Annotated in this window: 26 protein-coding genes; 12 read left to right on the top strand and 14 right to left on the bottom strand. The window is 64.4% G+C overall.

What is annotated here, in order from left to right; translation table 11 throughout:
* Positions 1-3: 3 nt before the first annotated feature.
* The 3 genes from FCS99_RS03725 to FCS99_RS03735 all read left to right on the top strand — a co-directional run bounded on the left by FCS99_RS03725 (position 4) and on the right by FCS99_RS03735 (position 2,853).
* Positions 4-651, top strand: coding sequence for an inner membrane-spanning protein YciB (locus tag FCS99_RS03725; protein WP_138510732.1), 648 nt, complete (start codon positions 4-6; stop codon positions 649-651).
* Between the two features lie 84 nt (positions 652-735).
* Complete coding sequence (locus FCS99_RS03730) at positions 736-1,350, top strand: MarR family winged helix-turn-helix transcriptional regulator (protein ID WP_138510733.1); 615 nt, start codon at positions 736-738, stop codon at positions 1,348-1,350.
* Positions 1,351-1,506: 156 nt separating this feature from the next.
* Entirely contained in the window at positions 1,507-2,853 is a 1,347-nt protein-coding gene (locus FCS99_RS03735; protein ID WP_171036228.1) for a globin-coupled sensor protein, read from the top strand.
* Positions 2,854-2,878: 25 nt separating this feature from the next.
* Here FCS99_RS03735 and FCS99_RS03740 read toward each other — a convergent pair whose 3' ends face one another.
* The 6 genes from FCS99_RS03740 to ccmA form a co-directional block, all read right to left on the bottom strand.
* On the bottom strand, positions 2,879-3,391 hold the full coding sequence (locus tag FCS99_RS03740; RefSeq protein WP_138510735.1) for a thioredoxin domain-containing protein: 513 nt from the start codon (positions 3,389-3,391) through the stop codon (positions 2,879-2,881).
* Entirely contained in the window at positions 3,388-3,543 is a 156-nt protein-coding gene (gene ccmD / locus FCS99_RS03745; RefSeq protein ID WP_138510736.1) for a heme exporter protein CcmD, read from the bottom strand. Before ccmD ends, FCS99_RS03740 begins: the two co-directional genes overlap by 4 nt.
* On the bottom strand, positions 3,540-4,298 hold the full coding sequence (ccmC, locus tag FCS99_RS03750; RefSeq protein WP_138510737.1) for a heme ABC transporter permease CcmC: 759 nt from the start codon (positions 4,296-4,298) through the stop codon (positions 3,540-3,542). The genes ccmD and ccmC overlap by 4 nt, the downstream gene beginning before the upstream one ends.
* 81 nt (positions 4,299-4,379) lie before the next feature.
* Positions 4,380-5,225 (bottom strand): class I SAM-dependent methyltransferase, encoded by an 846-nt coding sequence (locus FCS99_RS03755; RefSeq protein WP_138510738.1) that lies wholly within the window; start codon positions 5,223-5,225, stop codon positions 4,380-4,382.
* Positions 5,222-5,890: a heme exporter protein CcmB gene (locus FCS99_RS03760; protein ID WP_138510739.1), complete on the bottom strand. Its 669-nt coding sequence runs from the start codon at positions 5,888-5,890 to the stop codon at positions 5,222-5,224. The genes FCS99_RS03755 and FCS99_RS03760 overlap by 4 nt, the downstream gene beginning before the upstream one ends.
* Positions 5,887-6,525 (bottom strand): heme ABC exporter ATP-binding protein CcmA, encoded by a 639-nt coding sequence (gene ccmA / locus FCS99_RS03765; protein WP_171036229.1) that lies wholly within the window; start codon positions 6,523-6,525, stop codon positions 5,887-5,889. The genes FCS99_RS03760 and ccmA overlap by 4 nt, the downstream gene beginning before the upstream one ends.
* A gap of 165 nt (positions 6,526-6,690) precedes the next feature.
* On the opposite strand from ccmA, the gene acnA reads away from it, so the two are divergent.
* A complete protein-coding gene (gene acnA, locus FCS99_RS03770; protein ID WP_138510741.1) occupies positions 6,691-9,366 on the top strand; it encodes an aconitate hydratase AcnA in 2,676 nt (891 codons plus the stop codon).
* A 114-nt stretch (positions 9,367-9,480) separates the two neighbouring features.
* Positions 9,481-10,254 carry a DUF1223 domain-containing protein gene (locus FCS99_RS03775; RefSeq protein ID WP_138510742.1) on the top strand — a complete coding sequence of 258 codons (774 nt, stop codon included), beginning with the start codon at positions 9,481-9,483 and terminating at the stop codon, positions 10,252-10,254.
* 20 nt (positions 10,255-10,274) lie between these two features.
* On the opposite strand, the gene FCS99_RS03780 is transcribed toward FCS99_RS03775, so the two are convergent.
* Positions 10,275-10,826, bottom strand: coding sequence for an ActR/PrrA/RegA family redox response regulator transcription factor (locus FCS99_RS03780; RefSeq protein WP_233352647.1), 552 nt, complete (start codon positions 10,824-10,826; stop codon positions 10,275-10,277).
* Between the two features lie 40 nt (positions 10,827-10,866).
* On the bottom strand, positions 10,867-12,189 hold the full coding sequence (locus FCS99_RS03785) for an ActS/PrrB/RegB family redox-sensitive histidine kinase (RefSeq protein ID WP_138510744.1): 1,323 nt from the start codon (positions 12,187-12,189) through the stop codon (positions 10,867-10,869).
* Between the two features lie 140 nt (positions 12,190-12,329).
* Here FCS99_RS03785 and FCS99_RS03790 point away from each other — a divergent pair, with 140 nt between their 5' ends.
* Entirely contained in the window at positions 12,330-12,968 is a 639-nt protein-coding gene (locus FCS99_RS03790) for an SCO family protein (RefSeq protein WP_138510745.1), read from the top strand.
* Positions 12,969-13,019: 51 nt separating this feature from the next.
* Positions 13,020-14,285 (top strand): polyhydroxyalkanoate depolymerase, encoded by a 1,266-nt coding sequence (locus FCS99_RS03795; RefSeq protein ID WP_138510746.1) that lies wholly within the window; start codon positions 13,020-13,022, stop codon positions 14,283-14,285.
* A gap of 75 nt (positions 14,286-14,360) precedes the next feature.
* On the opposite strand, the gene FCS99_RS03800 is transcribed toward FCS99_RS03795, so the two are convergent.
* Both FCS99_RS03800 and FCS99_RS03805 read right to left on the bottom strand, forming a co-directional pair.
* Positions 14,361-16,004, bottom strand: coding sequence for a hypothetical protein (locus FCS99_RS03800; RefSeq protein ID WP_138510747.1), 1,644 nt, complete (start codon positions 16,002-16,004; stop codon positions 14,361-14,363).
* A gap of 100 nt (positions 16,005-16,104) precedes the next feature.
* Complete coding sequence (locus FCS99_RS03805) at positions 16,105-18,132, bottom strand: transglycosylase domain-containing protein (protein WP_138510748.1); 2,028 nt, start codon at positions 18,130-18,132, stop codon at positions 16,105-16,107.
* Between the two features lie 194 nt (positions 18,133-18,326).
* Here FCS99_RS03805 and FCS99_RS03810 point away from each other — a divergent pair, with 194 nt between their 5' ends.
* Positions 18,327-18,512: a hypothetical protein gene (locus tag FCS99_RS03810; RefSeq protein WP_138510749.1), complete on the top strand. Its 186-nt coding sequence runs from the start codon at positions 18,327-18,329 to the stop codon at positions 18,510-18,512.
* A gap of 1 nt (position 18,513) precedes the next feature.
* On the opposite strand, the gene FCS99_RS03815 is transcribed toward FCS99_RS03810, so the two are convergent.
* On the bottom strand, positions 18,514-20,385 hold the full coding sequence (locus FCS99_RS03815; protein ID WP_171036230.1) for a cation:proton antiporter: 1,872 nt from the start codon (positions 20,383-20,385) through the stop codon (positions 18,514-18,516).
* A gap of 71 nt (positions 20,386-20,456) precedes the next feature.
* Here FCS99_RS03815 and FCS99_RS03820 point away from each other — a divergent pair, with 71 nt between their 5' ends.
* Positions 20,457-20,672, top strand: coding sequence for a hypothetical protein (locus tag FCS99_RS03820; protein WP_138510751.1), 216 nt, complete (start codon positions 20,457-20,459; stop codon positions 20,670-20,672).
* Between the two features lie 91 nt (positions 20,673-20,763).
* Positions 20,764-21,756 (top strand): glycerophosphodiester phosphodiesterase family protein, encoded by a 993-nt coding sequence (locus FCS99_RS03825; RefSeq protein ID WP_138510752.1) that lies wholly within the window; start codon positions 20,764-20,766, stop codon positions 21,754-21,756.
* Between the two features lie 69 nt (positions 21,757-21,825).
* Here FCS99_RS03825 and FCS99_RS03830 read toward each other — a convergent pair whose 3' ends face one another.
* Complete coding sequence (locus FCS99_RS03830; protein ID WP_138510753.1) at positions 21,826-22,041, bottom strand: cold-shock protein; 216 nt, start codon at positions 22,039-22,041, stop codon at positions 21,826-21,828.
* Between the two features lie 305 nt (positions 22,042-22,346).
* Between FCS99_RS03830 and FCS99_RS03835 the strand changes: the two genes are divergently transcribed.
* Positions 22,347-22,652 carry a hypothetical protein gene (locus FCS99_RS03835; protein WP_138510754.1) on the top strand — a complete coding sequence of 102 codons (306 nt, stop codon included), beginning with the start codon at positions 22,347-22,349 and terminating at the stop codon, positions 22,650-22,652.
* A gap of 3 nt (positions 22,653-22,655) precedes the next feature.
* Here the strand turns inward: FCS99_RS03835 and FCS99_RS03840 are convergent, their stop codons facing one another.
* Together FCS99_RS03840 and FCS99_RS03845 are read right to left on the bottom strand one after the other, a co-directional pair.
* Positions 22,656-23,069: a VOC family protein gene (locus FCS99_RS03840; protein WP_138510755.1), complete on the bottom strand. Its 414-nt coding sequence runs from the start codon at positions 23,067-23,069 to the stop codon at positions 22,656-22,658.
* A gap of 34 nt (positions 23,070-23,103) precedes the next feature.
* Positions 23,104-23,283, bottom strand: coding sequence for a hypothetical protein (locus FCS99_RS03845; protein WP_138510756.1), 180 nt, complete (start codon positions 23,281-23,283; stop codon positions 23,104-23,106).
* A 164-nt stretch (positions 23,284-23,447) separates the two neighbouring features.
* On the opposite strand from FCS99_RS03845, the gene FCS99_RS03850 reads away from it, so the two are divergent.
* Positions 23,448-24,470 (top strand): aspartate-semialdehyde dehydrogenase, encoded by a 1,023-nt coding sequence (locus FCS99_RS03850; protein WP_138510757.1) that lies wholly within the window; start codon positions 23,448-23,450, stop codon positions 24,468-24,470.
* Positions 24,471-24,538 lie beyond the last annotated feature (68 nt).

The raw sequence follows: 24,538 nt of genomic DNA on the forward strand, positions 1-24,538 counted from the left end.
GATTTGGCCCAGACCCAGAAAACCAGCGAGCAGTCCTCGCGACTGCTCATTGATGCCGGGCCGATCGGCGTCTGGATCATTGTCTACAACGTAATGCGCCGCATCGCCGAGGATGACGCCATCTACTGGGGCACCGGCGCCTACATGGTCGCCGCCGTCATCGCGCTGGTCATGTCGATCCGGATCGAGCGCCGCATCCCGCCCATGCTGGTCTTCACCACGGTCATCGTGCTGGGCTTCGGCATGATCGGCATCCTGCTGCAGGACCCGATCTTCATCTATATCAAGCCGACCATCATAAATCTCTTCCTGTCCTACATGATCCTGGTGGGACTGGCCCTCGGGACCAATGTCTGGAAGGTCTTCTTCAGCCACATCTTCGAGCTGACTGACCGGGCCTGGACGCTTCTGGCGATCCGCTGGGCGATCTGGTTCCAGGTCCTGGCCGGGCTCAATGAGGTTATGTGGCGCCACATAACCGACAGCGTCGTGCCCGAAAGCGCGCGCTGGTTTGCCGGACTGGAATTGTCGGAAGCCTTCTGGTCGAACGCCAAGCTGGGCGTAATGGTGCTCAGCATTCTTTTCGCCGCCTCGCAAATGCCGCTCATCCTGAAGAACCAGCCGAAAAAGGATGCAGCTGACGCGGCTTAGCGCTGAAAATCCGTGCTCGGACAAATGTCATTTTCGCGTTATAAATCCGCACTAGGATGATGTTGTGATCAGCCGGAGCACGCCATGTCTCAGGATCAGACAAACGCTGAAACCTTCGAGCTGACCGACTCGCCCGGCCACCTTCTGCACCGGGCCCAGCAATTCGCTGCCGAGCGTTTCACCAAGGCCATGTCCGGCGCCAAACTGACCCAGCGTCAGTTTGCGGTGCTGAACGCGACGGGCGCCCGCGAAGGCCTGACCCAGACCGAATTGGTCAAGGCCACCGGGATCGACCGCTCCACCCTGGCCGAACTGGTCGCGCGGATGGTGCGAAACGGCCTGCTGGAGCGGGAGAAACTGCCCGATGATGCCCGCGCCAATGCGGTCCGCCTGACGGATGACGGCCGCGCCCTGCTCGACGCCGCCACCCAGGGCGCCCGCGAAGCCGACAAGCTGATCCTGTCCGCCCTGCCCAAGAACAAGCGGGCGAGTTTCCTGGAAACCCTGCGCCGGATTGCAGACACGCTGGAAAAGGGCGAGGAAGCGGCCAAACAGGCCAAGCTGAAAGCCAAGGAAAAGAAGAAGAAGGCCAAGAAGAAGGCCAAGGAAAAAGCCAAGGCCAAGGCGAAGAAAGCCGCGAAGAAAGCCAAGAAGGCGAAAAAGGCCGAGCGCAACGACTCCGCCCAGGCGGCCGAATAGGCCTTACGACGAGGCCCACGCACCTGAGTGGAAACATTTCGTTAACCACCAGAAAAATTTAGACAAATTGTATTCACACGCTCCGCAATCCGATTCCGCTGAAACGACGTAGCCCTCTCATCCCCGCTATTCGGGACTTCGCGTATGAGGGCAAAAATGCAGAAAATCGACTATCAGGACCGGCTGGCCGCGATCGGCATGACGCCGGATGTCCAGACCCATCTCCGGGCCGCCGGAAGCAGCGTCAATCAAGCGCTCGACGACTCGCTTTCCCGCTTTTACCAGACTGTCAGCCAGTCTGATGCGCTATCCGGCTTCTTTACGGACTCCAAGCACCAGAATGCCGCGCGCAACAAGCAGAAGGCGCATTGGCAGCGCATCCTCGATGCGCAGTATGATGATCGCTACTTCGAGGCCGTTCAGCGCATCGGCAAGGTTCATTGCGATATCGGTCTGGAGCCGCGCTACTACATTGCCGGCTATGCCGGCCTGACGGTGGACATCCTATGCTCGGCCCTGACCGACGCCATCAAGGTCAGGGGGTTCGGGAAACCGGACCTCGGCGAGGCCCGGAACCGGATCAATGCCCTGGTGCGAGCCGTTTTCCTGGACATGGATATCGCCATCTCCGTCTATCTCGACGAGGCCGAGCGGCGCGCCCGAGAAGAACGCGGACGGATCGCGGAAGAATTCCAGCAAAATATCGGCTCACTGGTCGATGATTTTGACCGGGTTTCGGACGCGTTGGACAGCGCGGCCCGGACCATGACCGAAACGGTCGAACATGCAGTGCATGACGCCTCGGAGGCGGCAGACGGCGCCCACGAATCCGCCGCCAGCGTCAAGTCAGTCGCGGCGGCGGCCGAGCAGATGCAGGCCTCGTCACAGGAGATTGCCGCCCAGGTGAGCCGTACCACCGCGACAGCCCAGGACGCCGCTGACCAAGTGGCCTCCGCCGCACAGACGATGCAACAGCTTCAGTCCATGTCCAGCCAGATTGGCGATATCGTCAACATGATCCAGGGCATTGCCGAACAGACCAATCTTCTGGCCCTGAACGCCACGATTGAAGCGGCCCGGGCCGGCGATGCCGGACGCGGATTTGCAGTGGTGGCGTCAGAGGTGAAGGCGCTGGCCCAGCAGACCGCCCGTGCCACGGACGAGATCGCCACCCAGATCGGCGAGGTTCAGTCGGCCACGGATTCGGCCGGCGATTCCATTCGGGCCATGCACTCCACGATCGAAGCGGTGAACGACGCTTCGGTGGCCATCAATGCCGCGGTCGAGGAACAGTCCGTCGTCATCCGTGAAATCGCGGCCAATACAGCCCATGCGGCCACGCGCAATGAGGACGCGGCACGGGCAACGGCCGGTGTGAACCAACGGGTTCAGCAAGCGGGGAATGTCGCCGGACAGCTGAGCGGCTCCGCGTCGGACGTTCGGGGCACGGTGGGTCATCTCAACAACCGGATTTCCGAATTCCTGGCTCGCGTCAGAGCTTGACCGGGCCCACGGGGAGGCGAGGCGGTCAGCGCCGCCGCGTCTCCCCTTCCAGGGCCGGGTAGATCCGGTGTCTCAGCACATCAGCCGTGATCGGGCCGGGCCAGCGGGCCAGGATGTCGCCATTGGCGGACACGACCAGGGTTTCCGGCGCCCCGCTGATCATCAGGGCCCGGGCCGATTGCCCGTCGACATCCTGCATGACACCGGCATAGGGATTGCCCAGCTCGTCCAGGAAGGCGTTGGCATCGTCCGGCGTGTCACGCCAATTGATGCCGTATATTGCGATCCCCTCGGCGCGCAGGGCCATCAGCACCGGATGTTCGATCCGGCAGGGGGCGCACCAGGACCCCCAGACATTGAGCAGGTAGGGCCCTTCAATCGCGGCCGGATCAAATCCTTCGCGCCCGTCCAGAGGCTCCAGGGTGAGCGCCGGAAGCGGTTCGCTCGGGGCGGTCTCGCCCTGATAGACCCGCCAGGCCAGCACCCCGATCAGGGCCGCCAGCGCCAGGATCGCCACAAGACGCAAGACCCGCATCATGCCTCATCCTGCTCCAGGCGGCGCAGGCGTTCTGCCGCCGCGCGGCGCTCCGCCAGAGCAAAAACCACCAGGCCCGCCAGCGCAAGCACGGACAAGCCCCAGGCCGGCCAGACGAAGGCGGCATAACCGCCCATGGCGAGAAAGTCGTTCATGCCAGGTCTCCCGGTTCACCCTGCGTCTGGCGCGCCTCGCGCAGGCGCCGCCGCTCGATCTGGCGCGCTTTCTGGACCAGGGTCCGCGTGCGCAAACGGTAGAAGACCAGCCAGGCGGCCAGGCCCGTATAGGCCAGCGCCATCACGCCCAGCGGCCAGAGCTGGCTGGAATGGATGGTGGGGCCATCGAAGCGGATCACCGAAGCCGGCTGGTGGAGCGAAGACCACCAATCGACCGAGAATTTCACGATCACCAGATTGACCACACCGGCCATCGCCAGCACCGCGGCAGCGCGGGCGGCCTGCTGGGCATCTTCCAGCGCGCTGCGCAGCGCCATATAGCCCAGATAGACCAAGAGCAGGACCAGAACGGAGGTCATCCGCGCATCCCATTCCCACCAGGTGCCCCACATCGGCTTGCCCCAGAGCGAGCCGGTGATCAGGGCCAGAACCGTGAAGACCGCGCCGATCGGTGCCATCACTTCCGCGGCCGCATCCGCCAGGGAATGGCGCCAGACGAAATAGACAAAACTGGCCCCGGCCAGCGCCGCATAGATCGCCATGGCCATGTAAGCCGCCGGCACATGGACGTACATGATGCGGATCGTCTCGCCCTGCTGGTAATCCGGCGGGGAGGCGAAGAAGGAGAGCCAGAGACCGGCGGCCAGCAGGAGCAGGGTCACGATACCCAGCACCGGGATCACCCGGCGGGCCAGACCGTCAAAACGCTGGGGGTTGGAAAAATAGGACCACATGCAGGGCTGATTACTTGCTGGCGCCAAGATGGGCAACTGCGACGGATACGCGCTGCCCGGCCGGTGCCGACGTGACAGGCGTCAGCGCGGTTTCTCCAGCACGATCGCGTCCTGGAAATCGCCGGCTCCGCCAGTACGGGACCAGAAGCCCGCGACGACCGGTGCGGCCCAGACCAGGCCGGCCGCTTTCACCCATTGGTCGAACAGGGCACGGTCGAAGCCGATTGCGCGCTCCGGATGCCTCGGGTCCGCCGCCCATACCCCATCCGCAAAGGGCCGCATGGGCAGGAAATGGTCCGGATTCCCGATCCCCTCCTTCTGCTCCGCCTCAACAAGAAACCCGGTCAGGAATACCCGCCCGCCCGGCTTCAGCACCCGGCCCGTCTCGGCCAGATAGTGCGCGGCATCCTCGGGCAGGAGATGGCTGAACAGGGAGATTGCCAGGGCGGCGTCGACTGAATTGTCCTCTGCCGGAAAGACATAGCCCGACGCCTTCTGCCCGGACGCGGCATATTCCCGGCTCTCCACCTGCGCCCGCACAAATTCGATCCGGGCCCGGCTGGTGACATGCTTGCGGGCGAAGCCCAGCGCGCGGTCGGACAGGTCGAACCCTGTATAGCGCCCGGTTTCATCCAGCGATTCCGCAAGGGGAAAGGCCAGCCGGCCCGCGCCGCACCCCAGATCGAGAACATGAAACCCCGGCTGGAAGTTCACAGCCTCGGCAAACAGATCGCGAAAATGGCGACCCGTGGCATGGAAATCCCCGCCACCGACATTGTGCCAGACCCGCCAGGGCTGCGGACGTCCGGCCTTGCGGCGGCCCAGCAGCACATCCCTGGCATCACTGCCCAAATTCCAGACCAAATTGACGAAAGCACGCGGCAGGACACCATGCACCAGACGCTTGATCCCGTTAGTGACCCTCATCCCAGCCGACTCCGTATGGCGGCGGCGATCCCGAAAGGCGCCAGGGCGATCGTGCCCAGCGACACGGCGGCGGTGAGACCGAGATTGGCCAGGGCGCGTTCGTCACCTTCAAAACCGGCCCGGCCAGCACCGGCGGCGAAAATCAGGACCGGCACCATCATCGGGGTGGCAATCAGGGCAATCAGCAGACCGCCCCGGCGCACACCCGCCGCCAATGCACCCGCAAAACCCGCCAAGAGAACGAGTGCCGGGATTGCTGCAGCCATGGCGGCGGCCAGCATCAGGCTGGGAAGAGGTGGCACGCCATACATGAGCCCGCCCAAGAGGGCGATGAAGGGCAGGGGCCAGAGCGTCGCCACGCCTTGCCCCAGCGTCTTGGCCAGGCTGAGCAGGGGCAGGCCCAGGGGCAGAAGCGCATAAAGGTCCAGGGTCCCGTCCGCGAAATCCTCGCCATACAGGCGCTCAGCCGATTGCAAGACGGAGAGCAGGGCCGCGAAGGCCATCAGGCCCGGACCGGCAGCGGCCAGCAGATCCGGGTCCGGACCGATCGCCAGCGGGGCCAGGGTGATCGCCGCCAGGAAGAAGGCCGCCGGTCCGGCCGGACCGCCACCGCCGGCCCAGGCCAGGCGCACCTCGCGCCAGAAAATCGCCCCCATCCCCGTCATGCCGCAGCCTTCAGGGCGAGGTGTTTCACGTCCGGCCAGTCGAGCGTCTGGTGTGTGGCCGCCAGGACCACACCGCCCCGGCCCCGGTGCCAGGCCACCAGTCGCGCCAGACGGTCCCGGCCCGCACCGTCCAACGGACCGGCCGGTTCATCCAGAAGCCAGACGGGACGATTGGCCAGCGCCGCACGGACCAGACCGGCGCGCCTTTGCTGCCCGCGTGACAATTGCCCGGCCGGCCGGTCGATCAGGGGTACGATATCCAGCTGACGCATCAGGGGCAGGATCGCCTTTCGCGACGTGCCGTGAATATCCGCCCAGAAACGCAAGGCCAGCCGCAAGCTCTCGCCGGGTTTGAGACCATCGGAATGCCCCAGCCAGGCAATAGCGTCCTCGACCGGGCGATCACAGCGCACCTGCCCGGCATCCGGCCGTACCAGACCCGCCAAAGCGCGCATCAGCGTGGTCTTTCCGGTACCGTTCGCGCCCGTCAGCAAAAGCGCCTCGCCGGGCGTCAGCGCAAAGCCCAGATCGCTGACCAGACGCAATCCGCCGCGCGACAGACTCACCCCGTCAACGGCCAGGGAGACCGGTTCGAAGGGAGTCATCTCGGGAAAATCAGCGGTTTGCGACAGCATGGATGCATGTCGCCCGAGACCGCCCATTCCGTCAACGCACGGAACGCCGCATTGCAGCGGGCGCGCACTCCGGTTAAAACCCCGCCAAAACATACGGCCAACTTGAATTCGGCCCCCTCCCACCCGGGCAATTCCCGCCCCATCTGCCTAATGAGGACGACGCATATGGCCTCTCTCGACAGCTTTTCCTGTAAGCGCACCCTCACCGCCGCCGGTGAGACCTACACCTATTACGACCTGAAGGTCGCGGAAGAAAACGGCCTGGCCGGCGTCTCCCGCCTGCCCGCCTCGCTGAAGGTGCTGCTGGAAAACCTGCTGCGCTTTGAAGACGGCAAGACCGTTACCAAGGCCGATATCGAGGCGATGGCCGAATGGCTGACGACCCGCAAGTCGACCCATGAGATCGCCTACCGCCCGGCCCGCGTGGTCATGCAGGACTTCACCGGCGTTCCCGCCGTGGTCGACCTGGCCGCCATGCGCGACGCCGCCGGCAAGCTGGGCGCCGACCCCAAGCGCATCAACCCGCAAGTCCCCGTCGACCTGGTCATCGACCACTCGGTCATGGTGGACAATTTCGGCCAGGCCGACAGCTTCTCCAAGAATGTGAAGCGCGAATACGAGCGCAATGGCGAACGCTACAAATTCCTGAAATGGGGCGCCAAGGCGTTTGACAATTTCCGCGTTGTTCCGCCGGGCACGGGCATCATCCACCAGGTTAACCTGGAAAACCTGGCCCAGGCCGTCTGGACCAAGGACGAAGACGGCGAGACCGTCGCCTATCCGGACACCTGCGTCGGTACGGACAGCCACACCACCATGATCAACGGCCTTGCCGTTCTGGGCTGGGGTGTCGGCGGCATCGAAGCCGAAGCGGCCATGCTGGGCCAGCCGGTCTCCATGCTGATCCCGGAAGTCATCGGTTTCGAACTGACCGGCAAGATGCCGGAAGGCGCCACCGCGACGGACCTCGTTCTGAAAGTCGTGGAAATGCTCCGCAAGAAGGGCGTGGTCGGCAAGTTCGTCGAATTCTATGGCGAAGGCCTGGACCACCTTTCCCTGGAAGACGAAGCCACAATCGCCAACATGGCGCCGGAATACGGCGCCACCTGCGGCTTCTTCCCGGTCGACAATGAAACCCTGGCCTTCCTGCGCGCCACCGGCCGCGACGACAAGCGCGTCGCCCTGGTCGAGGCCTATTCCAAGGCCCAGGGCATGTTCCGCCCGGACTATACCGACGCGCCGGTCTTCACCGACACGCTGCATCTGGATATGTCGACGATCGAGCCGGCCGTGTCCGGTCCGAAGCGTCCGCAGGACTGGATCGAACTGTCCAAGGCGGCCGAAGGCTTCGCCAAGACGATGGCCGACGAGTACGGCAAGGGTGACGAGCTCGACAAGTCCGCGCCGGTCGCCGGTGAGGATTACGCGTTCACCAATGGCGATGTCGCCATTGCCGCCATCACCTCGTGCACCAACACGTCCAACCCGTCCGTGATGCTGGGCGCCGGCCTGGTGGCCCGCAATGCCCGCGCCAAGGGCCTGACCACCAAGCCGTGGGTGAAGACCTCCCTGGCTCCGGGCTCCCAGGTCGTCACCGACTATCTGGAAAAAGCTGGCCTGCAGGACGATCTGGATGCCCTGGGCTTCGACCTGGTCGGTTATGGCTGCACCACCTGTATCGGTAATTCCGGTCCGCTGCCGCCGGCCATTTCCAAGACGATCAATGAGAATGACCTGGTGGCGACCTCCGTCCTGTCGGGCAACCGGAACTTTGAAGGCCGGATCTCGCCGGACGTCCGCGCCAATTATCTGGCTTCGCCGCCGCTCGTCGTCGCCTACGCCATTGCCGGTTCGCTGAAGGTCAATCTGACCACCGATCCGCTCGGCCAGGACTCCGACGGCAATGATGTCTATCTCAAGGACATCTGGCCGACCTCGTCGGAAGTCGCCGAAGTGGTCCGCTCTGCCGTCACGCCGGACATGTTCGCCAAGCGCTATGCCGACGTGTTCAAGGGTGATGAAGCCTGGCGTGACATCGAGGTGTCCGGTGGCCTGACCTATGCCTGGGACCACACCTCCACCTATGTGCAGAACCCGCCCTATTTCGAAGGCATGACGATGGATCCGGAAAGCCCGGGCGATATCGTCGGCGCCAAGATCATGGGCCTGTTCGGCGACTCCATCACGACCGACCACATTTCCCCGGCCGGTTCGATCAAGGCCGACAGCCCGGCAGGCCGTTACCTGCAGGAGCGCCAGGTGCCGGTGCTGGAGTTCAACTCCTACGGTTCGCGCCGCGGCAATCATGAAGTGATGATGCGCGGCACGTTCGCCAACATCCGCATCAAGAACAAGATGCTGGACGGTGTCGAAGGCGGTTACACGCTGAAGAATGGCGAACAGGTCGACATCTTCGACGCCTGCATGGCCTACCAGGCCGAAGGCACGCCGCTGGTCGTGTTCGGTGGCAAGGAATACGGCACGGGCTCCTCGCGTGACTGGGCCGCCAAGGGCACCCGTCTGCTGGGCGTCAAGGCGGTCATCGCCGAGAGCTTCGAGCGGATTCACCGCTCCAACCTGATCGGCATGGGCGTGCTGCCGCTGCAATTCGCCGAAGGCCAGAGCTGGGAAGCCCTGGGCATGACCGGCGATGAAATGGTCACGATCAAGGGCGTGGAAACACTGACCCCGCGTCAGACCGTCGAGATCGAGATCGGCTTTGCCGACGGCACGATCAAGACGGCCGAGGCCATCGCCCGCATCGATACCGAGAACGAGCTGGAATACTTCCGCAATGGCGGCATCCTGCACTACGTTCTGCGCAATCTGGCCCGCGACTAGGCGGTCCTGCGACGGTTTCCCGCCTCTCCCGACCCGGGGGAGGCGGGCTCCGTCACCCGCCCGTCACAGCCAAGTGATTGGCACGACCGGGCCCGACTGGTTATCAAGACCGGTATGCGACACCTGACGTCCCTGTTCTTAAGCCTGTTCCTGGCAGGCCCGGCCCTCGCGGGTCCGGGTGAGAACGCGTCCGCCACCCGTATTTCGACAGAAGACTGCTGGTCCGAACGCCCCGTCCTGGTGGAATTGTTCACCAGCCAGGGCTGCCCGCTCTGCCCCCAGGCCAACCGCTACCTGGGCGAGCTGGACCGGCACGACAATGTCTTCACCCTCGCCTTCGCGGTGTCCTACTGGGACATGTATGGCTGGACCGACACCTATGCCCGGCCGGAATATGTCCAGCGCCAGCGCATGTATCTGCCCAATCTGGACGTTGCCCGCCTCTATACACCGCAATTCGTGGTCGATGGCGTGGAAGACGCGCCCGGCTGGAATGAGGACAAGGTCTCCCAGGCCGTGGAGGACCGGCTGTGCGGCATGCCCACCAGCCCGATCATCACGATCGAGGACGGCCCCTTCGGCGCCTACACGATCACGCTGAACGGCGAGGCGCCCGAGGAAGAGCTGGATGTCTGGCTGGTCGCCTATTCACCGGGCTGGGCCATGGTGGAAGTCGGTGCCGGCGAGAATGAAGGCCTCGACATGCCCCACTACAACATGGTCAAGAGCCTGACCTATCTGGGCTCCTGGTCCGGCGGCGAGACCGTCTTCATGGGCGAGAGCTATCGGCGCTTCGGCACGGTCGCCATCGCCCAGGGCGCCGGTGGCGGCCCGATCTATGGCTTTGCTTATGCCGAGCCGGAAGACGAAAACGAACGGCAGCACTAGCGCTGCCGCCCCCTCTGCGCTTAGCGCGGGGCGCGTTTCGCCAAGATCCGCTGCAGGGTCCGCCGGTGCATGTTCAGGCGGCGCGCGGTTTCCGAGACATTGTGGTCGCACAGTTCGAAGACGCGCTGGATATGTTCCCAGCGGACGCGGTCGGCGGACATGGGATTGTCCGGCGGTTCCGGCTTGTCTTCAGGGTGTGCCAGCAGGGCCTTGATGATGTCATCGGCATCGGCCGGCTTGGACAGATAATCCACGGCCCCGGCCTTCACCGCCGCAACGGCAGTGGCGATATTGCCATAGCCGGTCAGCATGACGACCCGGCAGTCCGGACGGGCCGCGTGCAGGGCCTTGACCACTTCCAGCCCGTCACCATCCTGCAGGCGCAGATCCAGCACGGCAAAGGCCGGCGGGTTGGACTTGGCCACTTCGCGGGCCTCATCCACCGAGCCCACCGCCGACACGATGAAACCGCGGCCGGTCATGGCGCGGCCCAGGCGCGTGCGGAAGGGGGCATCATCGTCGAGGATGAGCAGGGATTTGTCGTCGGGAAGCTCGTATTCGATCTCGCTCACGCCGGTTTCCTCATGCATTCAATCGTCTGTTTCTTCGTATCTAGCCCAAGGCCGGGCCTGCCTCCACCTGTTTACGCGGCCAGCGCAGGGTGACGACGGCACCGCCGGTCTGGGGCGCATTGGAAAAGCGCACCACACCGCCGGAATTCTCGATCATGGTCTTGGCGATGAAGACCCCCAGACCGAGCCCGCCCTGGCCGGGCGTGCCGGACCGCGTGGTGACATAGGGCTCACCGATCTTGGCCAGAATGTCAGGCGAAAACCCGGGTCCGTCATCACTGACGCGGATATAGACATGGCCCGGATCCCAGCGCCCCTCCACCGTGACGCGCGTCTCCGCGAAATCGACCGAATTCTCGATGAAATTGCCGATCCCGTAGATCATTTCCGGCATGCGCCGCAAGACGGGGGCGTCTTCGCTATTGTCATCCGCCAGCTGGACATCGATCTGCGGCCCCAGACCGCGCAGCGGCGCCGCGGCTTCTTCCAAAGCCGCCATCAGCTCGACCCGGTCATGACGCAGATCGGAAACCGACTGCACCTCGCCCAGGCGTTTGAGAATGTCCCGGCAGCGGCGTGCCTGGGTCACCATCAGCTCGGCATCCTCGCGCAGGAGGTCATTGTCCTTGAGGTCGCGCTGCATTTCCTTGGCCGTCAGCTGGATCGTGGCCAGTGGCGTCCCCAGCTCGTGCGCGGCCGCGGCGGCCAGCGTGCCCATGGCGGACAGGCGCTGCTCGCGCGACAACACGCTCTGCGTCGCTGCGAGGGCCGTGGCCATGCGTTTGCCTTCCTGGCTGACGCGGCGGGAATAGACAGCGGTGAAAGCGACCGCGACGACAATCGCGACCCAAAGGCCCAGCACATAGACACCCGGCAGGTCCAGCGGCTGGCCCTCGAACCAGGGCAGGGGCAGGCTCCACAGCCACATCGCGCCCGTTCCCGCCAGACCGATCAGGCCCACCCCCAGCGACCAGCGCGGCGGCAGGGCGGCCACAGCAATGGTCACAGGCGCCGCCAGCATGACGACGAACGGGTTCTGCAAACCGCCGGTCAGCATGAGAAGGGCGCAAAGCTGGGCGACGTCAAAACCCAGCTGGGCGGCCGCTTCCCAGTCGCGGGCAAACCGTTGCGGCGAGATGGCCAGGGTCAGCCAGGCATTGATCCAGGCGGAGGTCAGGATGATGCCGAGGCAGAAGCCCAGAGGCAGTTCGAACCCGACCACATAATGCACGCCCAGCACCGTGAAGGTCTGGCCCGCCACGGCCAGCCAGCGCAACATGACCAGAGTGCGGACCCGCAGCCGGCCGAAGACCGGCGTCAGCTGGGCGTCACCGCCATAGGGGTCCCAATCCGCATCGCGCATCCGCGCCTCCCTCTCATCGGCGCCCGCGCAGCGCCCCGGCATGGACAGGCGCGGCTTGCGCGCCTAGTTTCGCACCCGCAGCAAGACGGGTCCGGCGACCGATCAAAACCTTCCGGCCCCGAATGTTCAATGGAGACCTTATGCCGCGTTGGCTTATCTGGCTTCTGATTGTCGCACCTTCCGTGATGATCATCACTTTCCTGACGCTGATGCTCAACGATCAAGGCCAGACCGTCGAGCGCCGCGCCGCCGTGCGCACCAGCGGTGAAGCCGACATTGGCGGCCCCTTCACCCTGGTCGACCAGACCGGCGCGACGGTGACGGATGAGGATTTCCGCGGCAAGGCGATGCTGATCTATTTCGGCTACACCTACTGCCCCGACATCTGTCCCTTCTCCCTGCAGATCATGGCCGGCGCCCTGGATCAGCTGAGCGCGGACGAACGCGCGCAGATCCAGCCCATCCTGATCACGGTCGATCCGGAGCGCGATACGCCGGAACACCTGGCCCAATACGTCACCTCGCCGGCCTTTCCGGACAATCTGGTCGGACTGACAGGCACGCCGGAACAGGTCGCGACCGTCGCCCGGGAATACCGCATCGTCTATCAGCGCGCCGAAACGGACGACGCCAATGATTATCTGATGGACCACTCGTCCATCGTCTATCTGATGGATTCACAAGGTGAATTCGTCGACATCTTCACACACGGCACGGATCCGCAAGCCATGGCGGCCCGGCTGCAAGACTTCCTTGAGGAAAACAGCGCACCCTCGTGAACCCAGTAAGGTCCGGTCAGCGTGCAAGGCGGCCGGCCTGTAGGAGACGTCATGCTGTACTCCATTTACGAATTCAATCGCATTGCGATGACGCCCTGGCGGGCGGCCGCCAATGCCACGCGCTCCTCGCTGCGCGCGCCATGGAATCCGATGGGCGACACGGTCGCCGGTCGCACCATGGCCGCCGCCGCCGAACTGTTCGAAAGCGTCACCCGCCGCTATGGCAAGCCGGACTGGATGCTGGACAAGACCGAGATCAACGGGAAATGCGTCGGCGTCACCGATACGGTCGTCTGGTCGAAGCCCTGGTGCAATCTGGTCCATTTCGAGCGGGATCATGATGCGCTGGTCGCGGCCCGGAAATCCAAGACGGCCGACCCGAAAGTCCTGTTCGTGGCCCCCATGTCAGGCCACTACGCCACCCTGTTGCGCGGTACGGTCGAGGCCTTCCTGCCCGATCACGAGGTCTATATCACCGACTGGGTCGATGCCAGCATGGTGCCGATCCATGAAGGCCGTTTCGACCTGGATGATTACGCCGCCTATGTGCGCGAGATGATCACCCTGCTCGGCCCCGAGGTTCATGTCGTCGCCGTCTGCCAGCCCGGCCCGCCCACCCTGGGTGCGATCGCGCTGATGGCCGAGGACAAGGATCCGGCCCGCCCGGCCTCGATGACCTTCATGGGCTCGCCGATCGATACCCGCCTCTCCCCGACCGTGCCGAACAAGCTGGCCGAGGAGAAGCCCTTCGACTGGTTCGCCAACAATCTGATCCACACGGTTCCGGCACCGCATCCGGGTGCCTTCCGCCGCGTCTATCCGGGCTTCCTTCAGCTGGCCGGCTTCATGAACATGAATCTGGACCGCCATGTGGATGCGCACTGGAATTTCTTCACGCATCTCGTCGAAGGCGATGGCGACAGTGCCGAGAAGCACCGCACCTTCTATGACGAATACCTGGCCGTGATGGACCTGTCGGAAGAATTCTACCTGCAGACGATTACCGACGTGTTCCAGGAGCACAAGCTGGCCATGGGCACGCAGGAGCATCATGGCCGCCGCGTCGACCCCGCCGCCATCGAGGACATCGCCCTTCTGACCGTGGAAGGCGAGAATGACGACATTTCCGGCATCGGCCAGACCCAGGCCGCGCACACGCTGTGCGCCAACCTGCCGGAAAGCCTGCGCCAGGACTGGGTCCAGCCCGAAGTCGGCCATTACGGCGTCTTCAATGGCCGCCGCTTCAACGAGCATATCGCGCCGAAGATGAAGGCCTTCATGCGCGAAAAGGGCCGCGACGCGCTGCAAGCGCGCTGATCCCGGACTTCAACGGACACAAAAAGGGCCCGGTCATCGCTGACCGGGCCCTTTTCATGTCGTCCGGCGGCAGAGCTAGGGCGCCTCCGCCGTGAAGGTCAGTCCGAGCATGTTGTAGTCGAACGTGCCCGCATCGATCTGGTCGAACACGGTCCCGAAGGAAACCGGCTCCGGCGGGGTGGCGTCGATGGTCAGCGTACCGCCCGAATTGACGAAACTCGTCAGCGCCGTCGAAAGCTGGGACAGCAGCGGACGCGGGATTTCCGGCGGCGCCGACATCATGCCCATGCCGATCATGGCGCCGGCCTGGATCCGCAGCTCATCCGTGGTGATGCCCTGGGCGGCCGCCCCGGCTTCCAGCGCACGCTCCAGCAGCGACATGTCGACCAGGCTGACCGACATGTTGTGCAGGACAATGGGGCGCATGAGTTCGAGGCTGGCCTCGGTCTGCATGGCTTCATCATCACCGGCCGCTTCCATTTGCGCCATCGCCTCGGGCAGATTGGCGAAATAGGCATCATAGCCGGAGAAGTTCTGGCCGATCTCGATCCGCAGACCGTCCTGCAATTCCAGGAAGTTGTCGCCTTCCGTCCACATGCGGCCTGTCGCTTCGTCATAGATGCCGTGGGTTTCCGCGGTCATTTCCAGACGCTCATAGCCCAGCATGCCCAAGGCCATGGCCAGCTGAGCCCCGGCCTGCTGAGCCGCATCCGGGACCAGACGCAGGGAATCCATCGTCATGTCCGTGATGTAGCGCGTGCCTTGCTGGCGGACCTGGGCCGTCAGATTGTCGAGCGCAAAGTGCACCCCTTCGGCTTCCACAAGGACGCCGCGGATCGCGAACCGGTCGAACAAGTCCATGCGCGGATTCATGGCAGAGCGGTAGTAGGCCGACATCAGCGCGTCTTCATCACCGCCGGCGGCAATCACGCTCATCAAGTCGGCATAGGCTTCGGTCTTGAACCCGGTCACGGAGAATTCGTCGAGCCCGACCGTCACCGGGCTGGTCTCGCCTCTGGATTCCACGCGGAAGCCGGAAATGATGAACTGGCCCAGCTCGACATCCGTATTGTCATGCAGGGCGAACTGATCCAGCGCGATCCGCGATTCCGCGCCCTGATCATCGGTGACCATTTCCACGCCCTCGAGACGCAGATCCTCGAACCGCCAGCTGCTCCAGTCCGGTTCGAAATCCTCCGCCTCACCGCGCAGGGCCCGGGCCAGATCGCGCGCCATCTCGGCATTGATGCCGCTGACGCCAAAATAGGCGACGCGCATATAGTCGGCCCCGCCATCCTCTTCGGCGCTCATGCCTTCCATGGCCATGCCGTCAAAAATGGCCTGGCCGTCCGCATCCAGACGCGGCGCATCGAAAATCATGCGCTCCAGATGGGCGGTCTCGAATTCATCACCGACTTCGAAACTGGCAGAGTCCTCGGCATCCGGCCGCGGCTTGCCGCCCTCATCCACGCTGTCCTCGGCCTCTTCCGTGTCGTCCGCCGGGAAGGTCATGACAACATCCGAAAGAATGTAGCGGCCATTCGACCAGCTGGCCTCACCATAGGTGAGCTCGCCATTCATGCCGGTATTGTTGGCAAAGCCCAGCTGTTCCATGGCCGCTTCAGCCGCGGCCCGGCTTTGCGCCAGGGCATCGCCCTGCGGCCAGGCCAGTGCCACCAGGCTGCCCGCAGCCAGCGCGGTAAGGAATTGGTGTTTCATGCTTCCCCTCTCTCGATTGAGTTTCGGACCGGTCCCTCACCATCAAGAATAGCAGGCCCGATGAGGCCTGTCTCAGGGCAGTTCCACGGTCCCCAGGGGATTACTCGCTATCGGGTCCCCCCAGCGAGGCGAGGAAAGCGGCGATCGGATCGCTCTCGGTCTCTTCGGGCTGGGCCGGTTGTGCGTCCGCCGTCAGGTCGGAACCGGGCGCGGCTTCGGACGCCTCTGCCGCGTCCCGGGCAACCGGCGTGATCAGGCTGCGGGTCCTTGGCGGTTGAGAGCCCAGACCCTCGCGCGGCGCTTCGCGCATGAAACCGCCGAAAATCCGCGCCGGCGGACCGCCGCCCGTGGCGTGGTCGGTCGGGGAATTGTCGTCATTGCCGGTCCAGACCACGGTGACAAGATCGCCCGCATAGCCAGCGAACCAGGCGTCACGGAACTCGTTCGTCGTGCCGGTCTTGCCGGCGGCGTCCAGACCCCAGACCGCGGCATTGCGTCCGGTCCCTTCGCGCACCACGGCCCGCATCAGATCGCGCATATGGGTTGAGGTCCGGGCATCCAGAACCAGTTCACTGGGCGGGGCGGGCGGCGTGTAGAGCACTTCCCCGTCGGCCGTTTCAATCCAGGCAATGCCATGGGCCTCGGCGCGGAAGCCGCCATTGGCGAAGGGCGTGTAGGCCGTGGCCAGCTCCAGCGGCGTGACTTCATAGGCCCCCAGCGCCAGGGACCGGTCCACGCGCATCGACGAGGACAGGCCCAGACGACGGGCCAGGCGCGCGACATGGCCGCGTCCGGTTTCCTCGGCAATCTGGACCGCCACCGAGTTGGAGGAGCGGTAAAAGGCCTCGCGCAGGGTCAGCTCGCCTCGATAGGTGTCGTTATAGTTCTGCGGTTCCCAATCGCCGACACGCACCGGCGCATCCGTGCGCACATCATCCGGCCGCAGACCGGCCTCGAAGGCTGACGCATAGACGAAGGGCTTGAAGGCCGATCCGGGCTGGCGCTGCGCCAGGATCGCGCGGTTGAACTGGGAGCGGACATAGGACCGTCCCCCGACCAGGGCCCGCACCGACCCGTCATGGGCCAGAGAGACCAGGGCGCCTTCCCCGGCCCCCGAGGCCAGCTCGGCATCGGCCAGGACCGCGTTCAGCGCAGACTCCGCAGCGCGCTGGGCATCCACGTCCAGCGTTGTGTGCACGATCAGATCGCCATGTCCGTCTCCAACGAGTTCACGGACCTGGGGGGCAATCCAGTCGATGAAATATTGCGCGCCCGGGCTGGACGCGCCGCGCGAGACCCGGATCGGCACTTCCGCCGCGGCCACGCGCTCGCTTTCGGTAATGCGGCCGGTCTGGGCCATCAGGTCGAGCACGACCGTGGCGCGCGCCGCCGCCCGGGCGGCGTCATTCACCGGGGAATAGCGCGATGGCGCTTTCAGCAGGCCCGCCAGAAGCGCCGCTTCGCCCAGCGAGACTTCGCTGGCCGAACGCCCGAAATAGCGCAGGGATGCGGCTTCCACGCCATAGGCCCCGCCGCCGAAATAGACGCGATTGAGATAGAGCTCGAGGATTTCGTCCTTGGTGAAGCGGCTTTCCAGCCAGAAGGCCAGCATCATCTCCTGCACCTTGCGGCGCAGGGTGCGTTCCGGCGACAGGAAGAGATTCTTGGCCAATTGCTGGGTCAGGGTCGACCCGCCCTGGACGACATGACCGGCGCGGATATTGGCCAGCATGGCGCGCGACAGGCCGATCACATCAATGCCCGGATGCGAATAGAAGCGCCGGTCCTCGACCGCCAGAACGGCATCGATCAGATAGGGCGGCAGGTCCTCGATATTGACCTCATGACCCTGGGCCGAGCCGCGGCGGGCAATGAGGCGGTCACGATGATCCAGATAGGTGATGGACGCCGCCGGCTCGACTGCGGTCAGGCCGGACGTGTCCGGCAGATCACGGGCCACGGAAACCAGATAGCCGCCCACGCCGAGCGATACGAGCAATGTCAGAACGGTCAGACTGCGCAGCCAGGGAAAGCGCGATTTCGCCGACCGTTTCGCCGGGCGGCGGGCCGGAACTGCCCGGGGGCGCCGCCGTGACGCGGAAGTCGTTGTCCTGGAACGGCGGGCCATATCCCCATCCTGATCGAAATCGGAAGCCCTATCTGGCGGTCTCACGGTTAATTCCCCATGAAGATTGGGGTTTGCCCGCTGAGGCCCGACAGGTCGGACTGGTGCACGGAGGACACGCGTGCAGCCGATCCGCTGAAACCCGCTTGCGCCGCCGCCATCCCGTCGCCACGATGGCAGCGAAGAGGGGCCTAATCATGTCCGTAAAGCGTTCAATTCTCGTTCTTGCCGCCCTGCTGGGCGCCACCAGCCTGTCCGGCTGCGTGATCTATGAAGGGCGCGACGCGGTCTGCCCCCATGGCGATCCCAACTCGCCCAACTGGCCCTATTGCGGCAGCGCCCCGCCGGGTGGGTCCCAGCCGTCCGACGGTTTCCCGAACTAGATCAGTCTGGCTGAACCGGCTCTACAGGCGCCGGTTCCGCTTGCGGCGGCGCGAAGCGGATCAGCACGGTTCCTGGAGCCGAGGGTGGTTCGCGACCGGGGCCGAGCAGAGCGATCTTGCCATTGGGATGCCGCGCCAGGACCAGATCCGGCGCCTCGCCCACATCGGCGAGATAATCGTCCAGTGAATAGGTGTCGGTCAGGCGGGTGGTCCGGAAACCCCATCCGCCCCACCAGTCATGCGCCAGGCTGTCATAGCCGCGCCCGCGCCGGATCAGCGTCCGGCCGCGCGCCGTATAGGCAATCGCGCGCGGGTCCTCGTCAGGCTTTTCGGCATCCGGCCGGAAATCCGTGCCTGAAACCTGGTACACCCGGGAGCGGCCCAGTTCCGGCGCATAGTCGATACAGACCAGCGCGTTATAGGCATCATTGGGGGTCACCGCGAGCAGCGCCCCGAACCGGCTGGGCTCCAACCGCCAGTCCGCCACTTCCGACAGGACCTCGCCGTAATAGACATCATGTCCGCTCAGCCGGGCCTCACGCAGGCGGCGCCAGCTGGTATCGGCAATGGTCAGCGGGATTTCCGCCTTTTTCAGCGCATCCGCGAGACCGAGACTCCAGGGATTGGCACCCACGATGAGCAGGCGCTCCGGCCCGCTCCGAGACAGGCCCAGCAGGCGGGCCAGAGGCGCCACGGAGAATCCGCATCCGACCACGCTGACAAAAATCGTCACGAAGACCAGGGGTGCCAGGATGATCGCATCATCCCGCCCCACTTCGATCAGCGAGACAGCCAGATGCCCGGCCGCCGCCGCGGCCACCACGCCGCGCGGACCGATCAGTCCGACGAACACGGTCTCCTTGGCGTTCAGGCCGGACCCGACCGTGGCCAGGAAGACCGAAAGCGGGCGCACGATCAGCATGAAGACTGCGACAAAGGCCAGTTGCGGCCAGCCCAGGCTGGCCAGGTCGGACGGGCTGAGATCAGCGGCCAGGACGACAAAGACACTGGCGACCAGCAAAGAGGCGATGCCTTCCTTGAAGCGGCGCATCTCCTCGATCGAGGCCAGACGCGAATTGGCCACGACGAGGCCGAACACCGTCACCGCCACCAGGCCGGTCTCGCTGGCCAGCGCGTCGGCGGTCGCGAAACACACCATGACCGAAGCCAGGACGAGCGGTGCCTTCATCGGTTCGGGCACCAGACCGCGCCGGAACGCCTGTGAGAGGCCATAGCCGAAGGCGAAGCCCAGAACCGCCCCGATCACGGCGCCCATGGTGAGCGCGCCGGCGGCACCGATCCAGTCCTGCCCCAGCGCTGTTTGGCGGGTCGCCTCGAAAATGAAGACCGCGGCCAGAGCCCCGATCGGGTCGTTGACGATGCCTTCCCATTTGAGCACCGAGGCAATCCGTCCAGGAAGCTTGGCCTGACGCAACAGGGGCAGGACGACGGTCGGGCCCGTCGTGGTCAGCAAGGCCCCGATCATGGCGGCCAGATCCCAGGCGAGACCGGCGACATAGTGCAGCGCCAGTGTCGCCCCGGCCCATCCCAGGGGAAAGCCGAGCAGGACGATCCGGCGAACCGGACCGGACGCGTCGCGCAATTCGCGGAAATTCAGGGTGATCCCGCCCTCGAACAGGATGACGGCGACCGCCAGGGCGATCATGGGGCGCAGATAGCCACCCCAGGCTTCGCTCGGCGCGAGCAGCGGGCTGCCCGTCACGAAAGCAATCCCAGGCCCCAGGATCAGGCCGGCGCCCATCATCAGCACGATGGAGGGCCAGCGCAGGCGCCAGGCCAGCCACTGGGCGGCAATTCCTGAACCGGCGATGAGCGCGATGGTCAGGGTGAGGTCAGGCGGGACAGGCATCATGGGGCGTGTTGTTAGCGTGTTTCGAACGGTCCGTCGCCACCGGACGACGGGAAATGGCTGGGGAGGCCGAGATGACCGCATTACCGCAAGACATTCAACTGGCTCTGGTTTCATTCCTGGTCGCGCTCTTCGTGGGCGGACCGGTCGCCCTGCTCGGCGCGTCCAATGTGGAGGGCATCGCCCGGATCGCCGGCGGCTTCCTGCTGCAGAGGCGGCTCATGTCCGGGGTTATGCTCAGCCTGCTGGGCGGCATGGGCCTGCTCGGCGGCGGCCTCTTTTCCGCTTGAGGCGGCCCGCCGCGCGGCACTGTCGCGGATAATTCACTCTCGCTTCCGTCCGCCCCGCGCTAACGTGCGGGAAAAGCAGGGAGACCGGATCATGCGCCTGACACTCCTGGCCGCCGGATTTGCACTTTTGACGGGCGAGCCCGCCCTTGCCCAGACCGCATCGCCCTGGGCGACGCTGGACGGAAACGCCCCGCGGATCATCGCCCATCGCGGTGCCAGCGGAGAGCGCCCCGAGCACACGCTGGAAGCCTATCGCCTCGCCGTGGAACAGGGTGCCGACATCATCGAGCCCGATCTGGTCATGACGTCGGACGGCGTTCTGGTCGTGCGTCATGATCATTATCTGTCGACCACGACCGATGTCGCCGACCATCCCGAATTTGCCGACCGCCGGCGCGTGATCGATGGCCGGGATGACTGGTGGGTCGAGGATTTCACCCTGGCCGAAATCCGAACCCTGCGCGCTGTGCAGCCCTGGCCGCAGCGTGATCAGTCTTTCAATGGCGAATTCCGGATTCCGACCTTCGAGGAGGTTCTCGACCTCGCCGAGGCGTTGGGCGTGCCGACCGAGCCGGAGGTAAAATCCCCCGGTCACTTCACGTCCATCGGTCTGGACCCGTTGCCGGAACTGGTCCGCATCCTGCGCGAACGCGGTCTGGATGGCGAGGACGCGATGACGGCCATCCAGTGTTTCGAGCCGGACTTCCTGCGGCGCCTCAATGATGAGGTCGACACGCCCCTCCTTATGCTCGTCTTCGAAATGAATGAGCTGGACCCGTCCGCCATGCTGGGCACACCCACCGTGGCTCTGACGGACGCGGCCGAATTCGCCGATGGCGTCGGACCAGCCAAATCCCTGGTCATCAATGCGGACGGGTCGAATACCGGCTTCATCCATGAGGCCCATGAACTGGGCCTCGCCGTTCACCCCTGGACTTTCCGCGATGATGTGCCGATGGATCCGGAGCGCGGCGTGTCCTGGGAACTCAGCCAGGTCTTGCGCTTTGGCGCGGACGGCGTGTTCACTGATTTCCCGGCCACCGGCGTGCGCGTCCGGGCCGAGGTCGAAGCCGCCTTCGAGTGATTTCAGGCAAAAAGAAAGGCGTGGAGCTCTCGCGCCACGCCCTCTTGAATCCGGAAATCCGGCAGACGCTTAGTCGTCAGCGTACTGCAGGTTCACCGCCTTCGGACCCTTGCCGCGACGATCCGGCTCGGTTTCGAAGGAGACTTTTTGTCCGTCGTTCAGACCCGGCAGACCAGAGGCCTGGACTGCAGAGATATGGACGAACACGTCATTGCCGCCCTCATCCGGGGTGATGAAGCCAAAGCCTTTGCTTTGGTTGAAGAATTTGACCGTACCTGTGGCCATAGGGGGAACCTTCCCTGATTGCCCTGCGTGCGGGCATAAGCACTGTCCGACAACGGCGCCCCGATGTCGGTATTACGGACGTAAAAGTCGGGGAAGGCTGAAGTCTATGTGTCCGTTGCGAACCAAGGGTCGCAGGGTAGGCGATCAGAATTCCGTCCGGCCTCTTCAGGCCGCCCGTCCTCCCTTTATGTGCATGGATTGACGTGCAAGGCAAATGAAACTCCTGTGGCATGACTGACCTCCCGGCCATAAATTGGACCGGGCCCAATCAGGAATGACCCGGCCCCAGGGAGACCGATCCGGACATGGCCCGTCGCCGTTTTCTCGACCGCACGCACCGCCGGCGCGAACAAAGCGCTGAAAAAGGACAGGGTTTCAATCCGGCCGGCATGATCCGCCTGGCCGGCTTCGGGGCTGCCTTGGTCATTGGCCTGGCCGTCTATGTCGGTTTCCACCGTCAGGACGAAACCATCTATGAAGGGCGATGGGGCGTTCTGGAACGCCTCATCCAGCCGCTCTTTCTCGGTTTTACGGCCCTCGACCTCATTGTCCTGTGCCTGGTGGGTCTGGTCGCCTGGCGGATCTGGCAGCGCATGGCACGCCGCGGCTGAGCCTCAGCTCTGCTTGGCGTCGAGCAATTCCACCAGATACCCGTCCGGGTCCTTGGCAAAACCCACGACGAAGCCGCCCACTTCCGGTGCCGGTTCCGGCTCCCGGATGATGCGATAGCCCGCTTCGCGAATGCGGTCGGCCGCAGCCTTGGGGTCCTCCAGGCGCACCACGATCTTCACGGGGTTGTTCGAGTAATCCCGCGTGGAGCCATCGGTCCAGTGCATGAGGACCAGGGACGAGCCGCCATCGGGATAGAGCAGGACGATCTCGTCCATATGGCTGAGCGAGAAGTCCATCACCCGCTTCATCCCCAGAAGTTCGGTATAGAAGGCATTGGAGCGTTCAAGGTCGCTGACGCCAATACCAAACCCATAGACCGAAGGTCTGACACCCTCGGCCGCCCCCTTGTCTGCCATGTTGGAAATCCCCCGTTTGCGCGTGGTATCGCGCTCAGAAATTATCGGAATTGCGGACGTGTTTCATCGCATCGGCGGCGGTATTGGTCGGCTCGCCCGGTCCCGATCCGGTGCCGGCCTTCCCCTTGCCGAGAACCAGCATCACCACCACGAAGAACCCCATGAAGGCGACGCCGGCCGCGAAAAACACACCAATGAGTACGAGCGGATCCATGCATTCCTCCCTGCCTGCACCCGACAAGCTTAGAATTTTATGCCCGTGAAATCCACGCCATCTGCGAACCACCGCAAAAACCGCCTAGCCAGTGCCCGGTTTGGCGTCTATGTGCACCGCGTCGGCACGGATACACATTAGGGCATGCTGAAAGGTCTCATATCATGGGTGTGAAAGTCGCGGTTTTCGGAGCTACGGGCGCGGTGGGCAAGGAAATGCTCACCATTCTGGCGGAACGGCTGTTTCCGGCGGATGAGGTATTTGCGCTGGCGACCCGAAAATCGATGGGCGTGGAACTCTCCTATGGCGACCGGACCCTGCGCTGCCAGGATGTCGAGACCTTCGATTATTCCAAGGTCGATCTGGTCCTGATGTCCGCCGGTGGCGGGCCGTCCAAGGAGTGGGCGCCCAAGATTGCCAAGGCCGGAGCCATTGTCGTCGACAATTCCTCCGCCTGGCGGATGGATCCGGACGTGCCGCTGGTCGTCCCGGAAGTGAATCTGGATGCGTTGGACGGCGTGAAAAAGAAGGGGATCGTCGCGAACCCCAATTGTTCCACCATCCAGCTGGTCGTGGCCCTCAAGCCGATCCATGACCGGGCCGGCATCAAGCGCGTCTCCTGCGCCACCTACCAGTCTGTCTCCGGCGCCGGCCAGGAAGGCATGGACGAATTGTGGACGCAGACCAAGGGCATCTACGTCAATGACACGCCCACGCCGACCAAATTCACCAAGCAAATCGCCTTCAACGTGATCCCGCACATCGACGTTTTCATGGAAGACGGCTCCACCAAGGAAGAGTGGAAGATGACGGCGGAGACCAAGAAGATCCTCGACACCAAGATCAAGCTGTTCGCCACCTGCGCCCGCGTTCCGGTCTTTGTCGGTCACTCGATCGCGGCCCATCTGGAGCTGGAGAACGAGCTGTCCGCCGACGAGGCCCGCGACCTGCTGCGCGAAAGCCCGGGCCTGATGGTGATCGATAAGCGCGAGGATGAGGGCTATGTCACGCCGGTCGAGAGTGTCGGCGAGTTCGCGACTTTCGTCTCGCGCGTTCGCGAAGACCCGACCGTGGACAATGGCCTGGCCCTGTGGGTCGTCTCGGACAATCTGCGCAAGGGGGCGGCCCTCAATGCGGTACAGATCGCCGAAGGCCTGCTCAACAAGGGCCTGCTGAAAGCGGGCTGAGCCGCCACCCTCATACCGGCTATGCACGGCTGGCGGCTGGCATTTCACGGCGGCGCACCCTAACTGGC

The organism is Maricaulis alexandrii (genome assembly GCF_005871165.1).
GTDB classification, from domain to species: domain Bacteria; phylum Pseudomonadota; class Alphaproteobacteria; order Caulobacterales; family Maricaulaceae; genus Maricaulis; species Maricaulis alexandrii.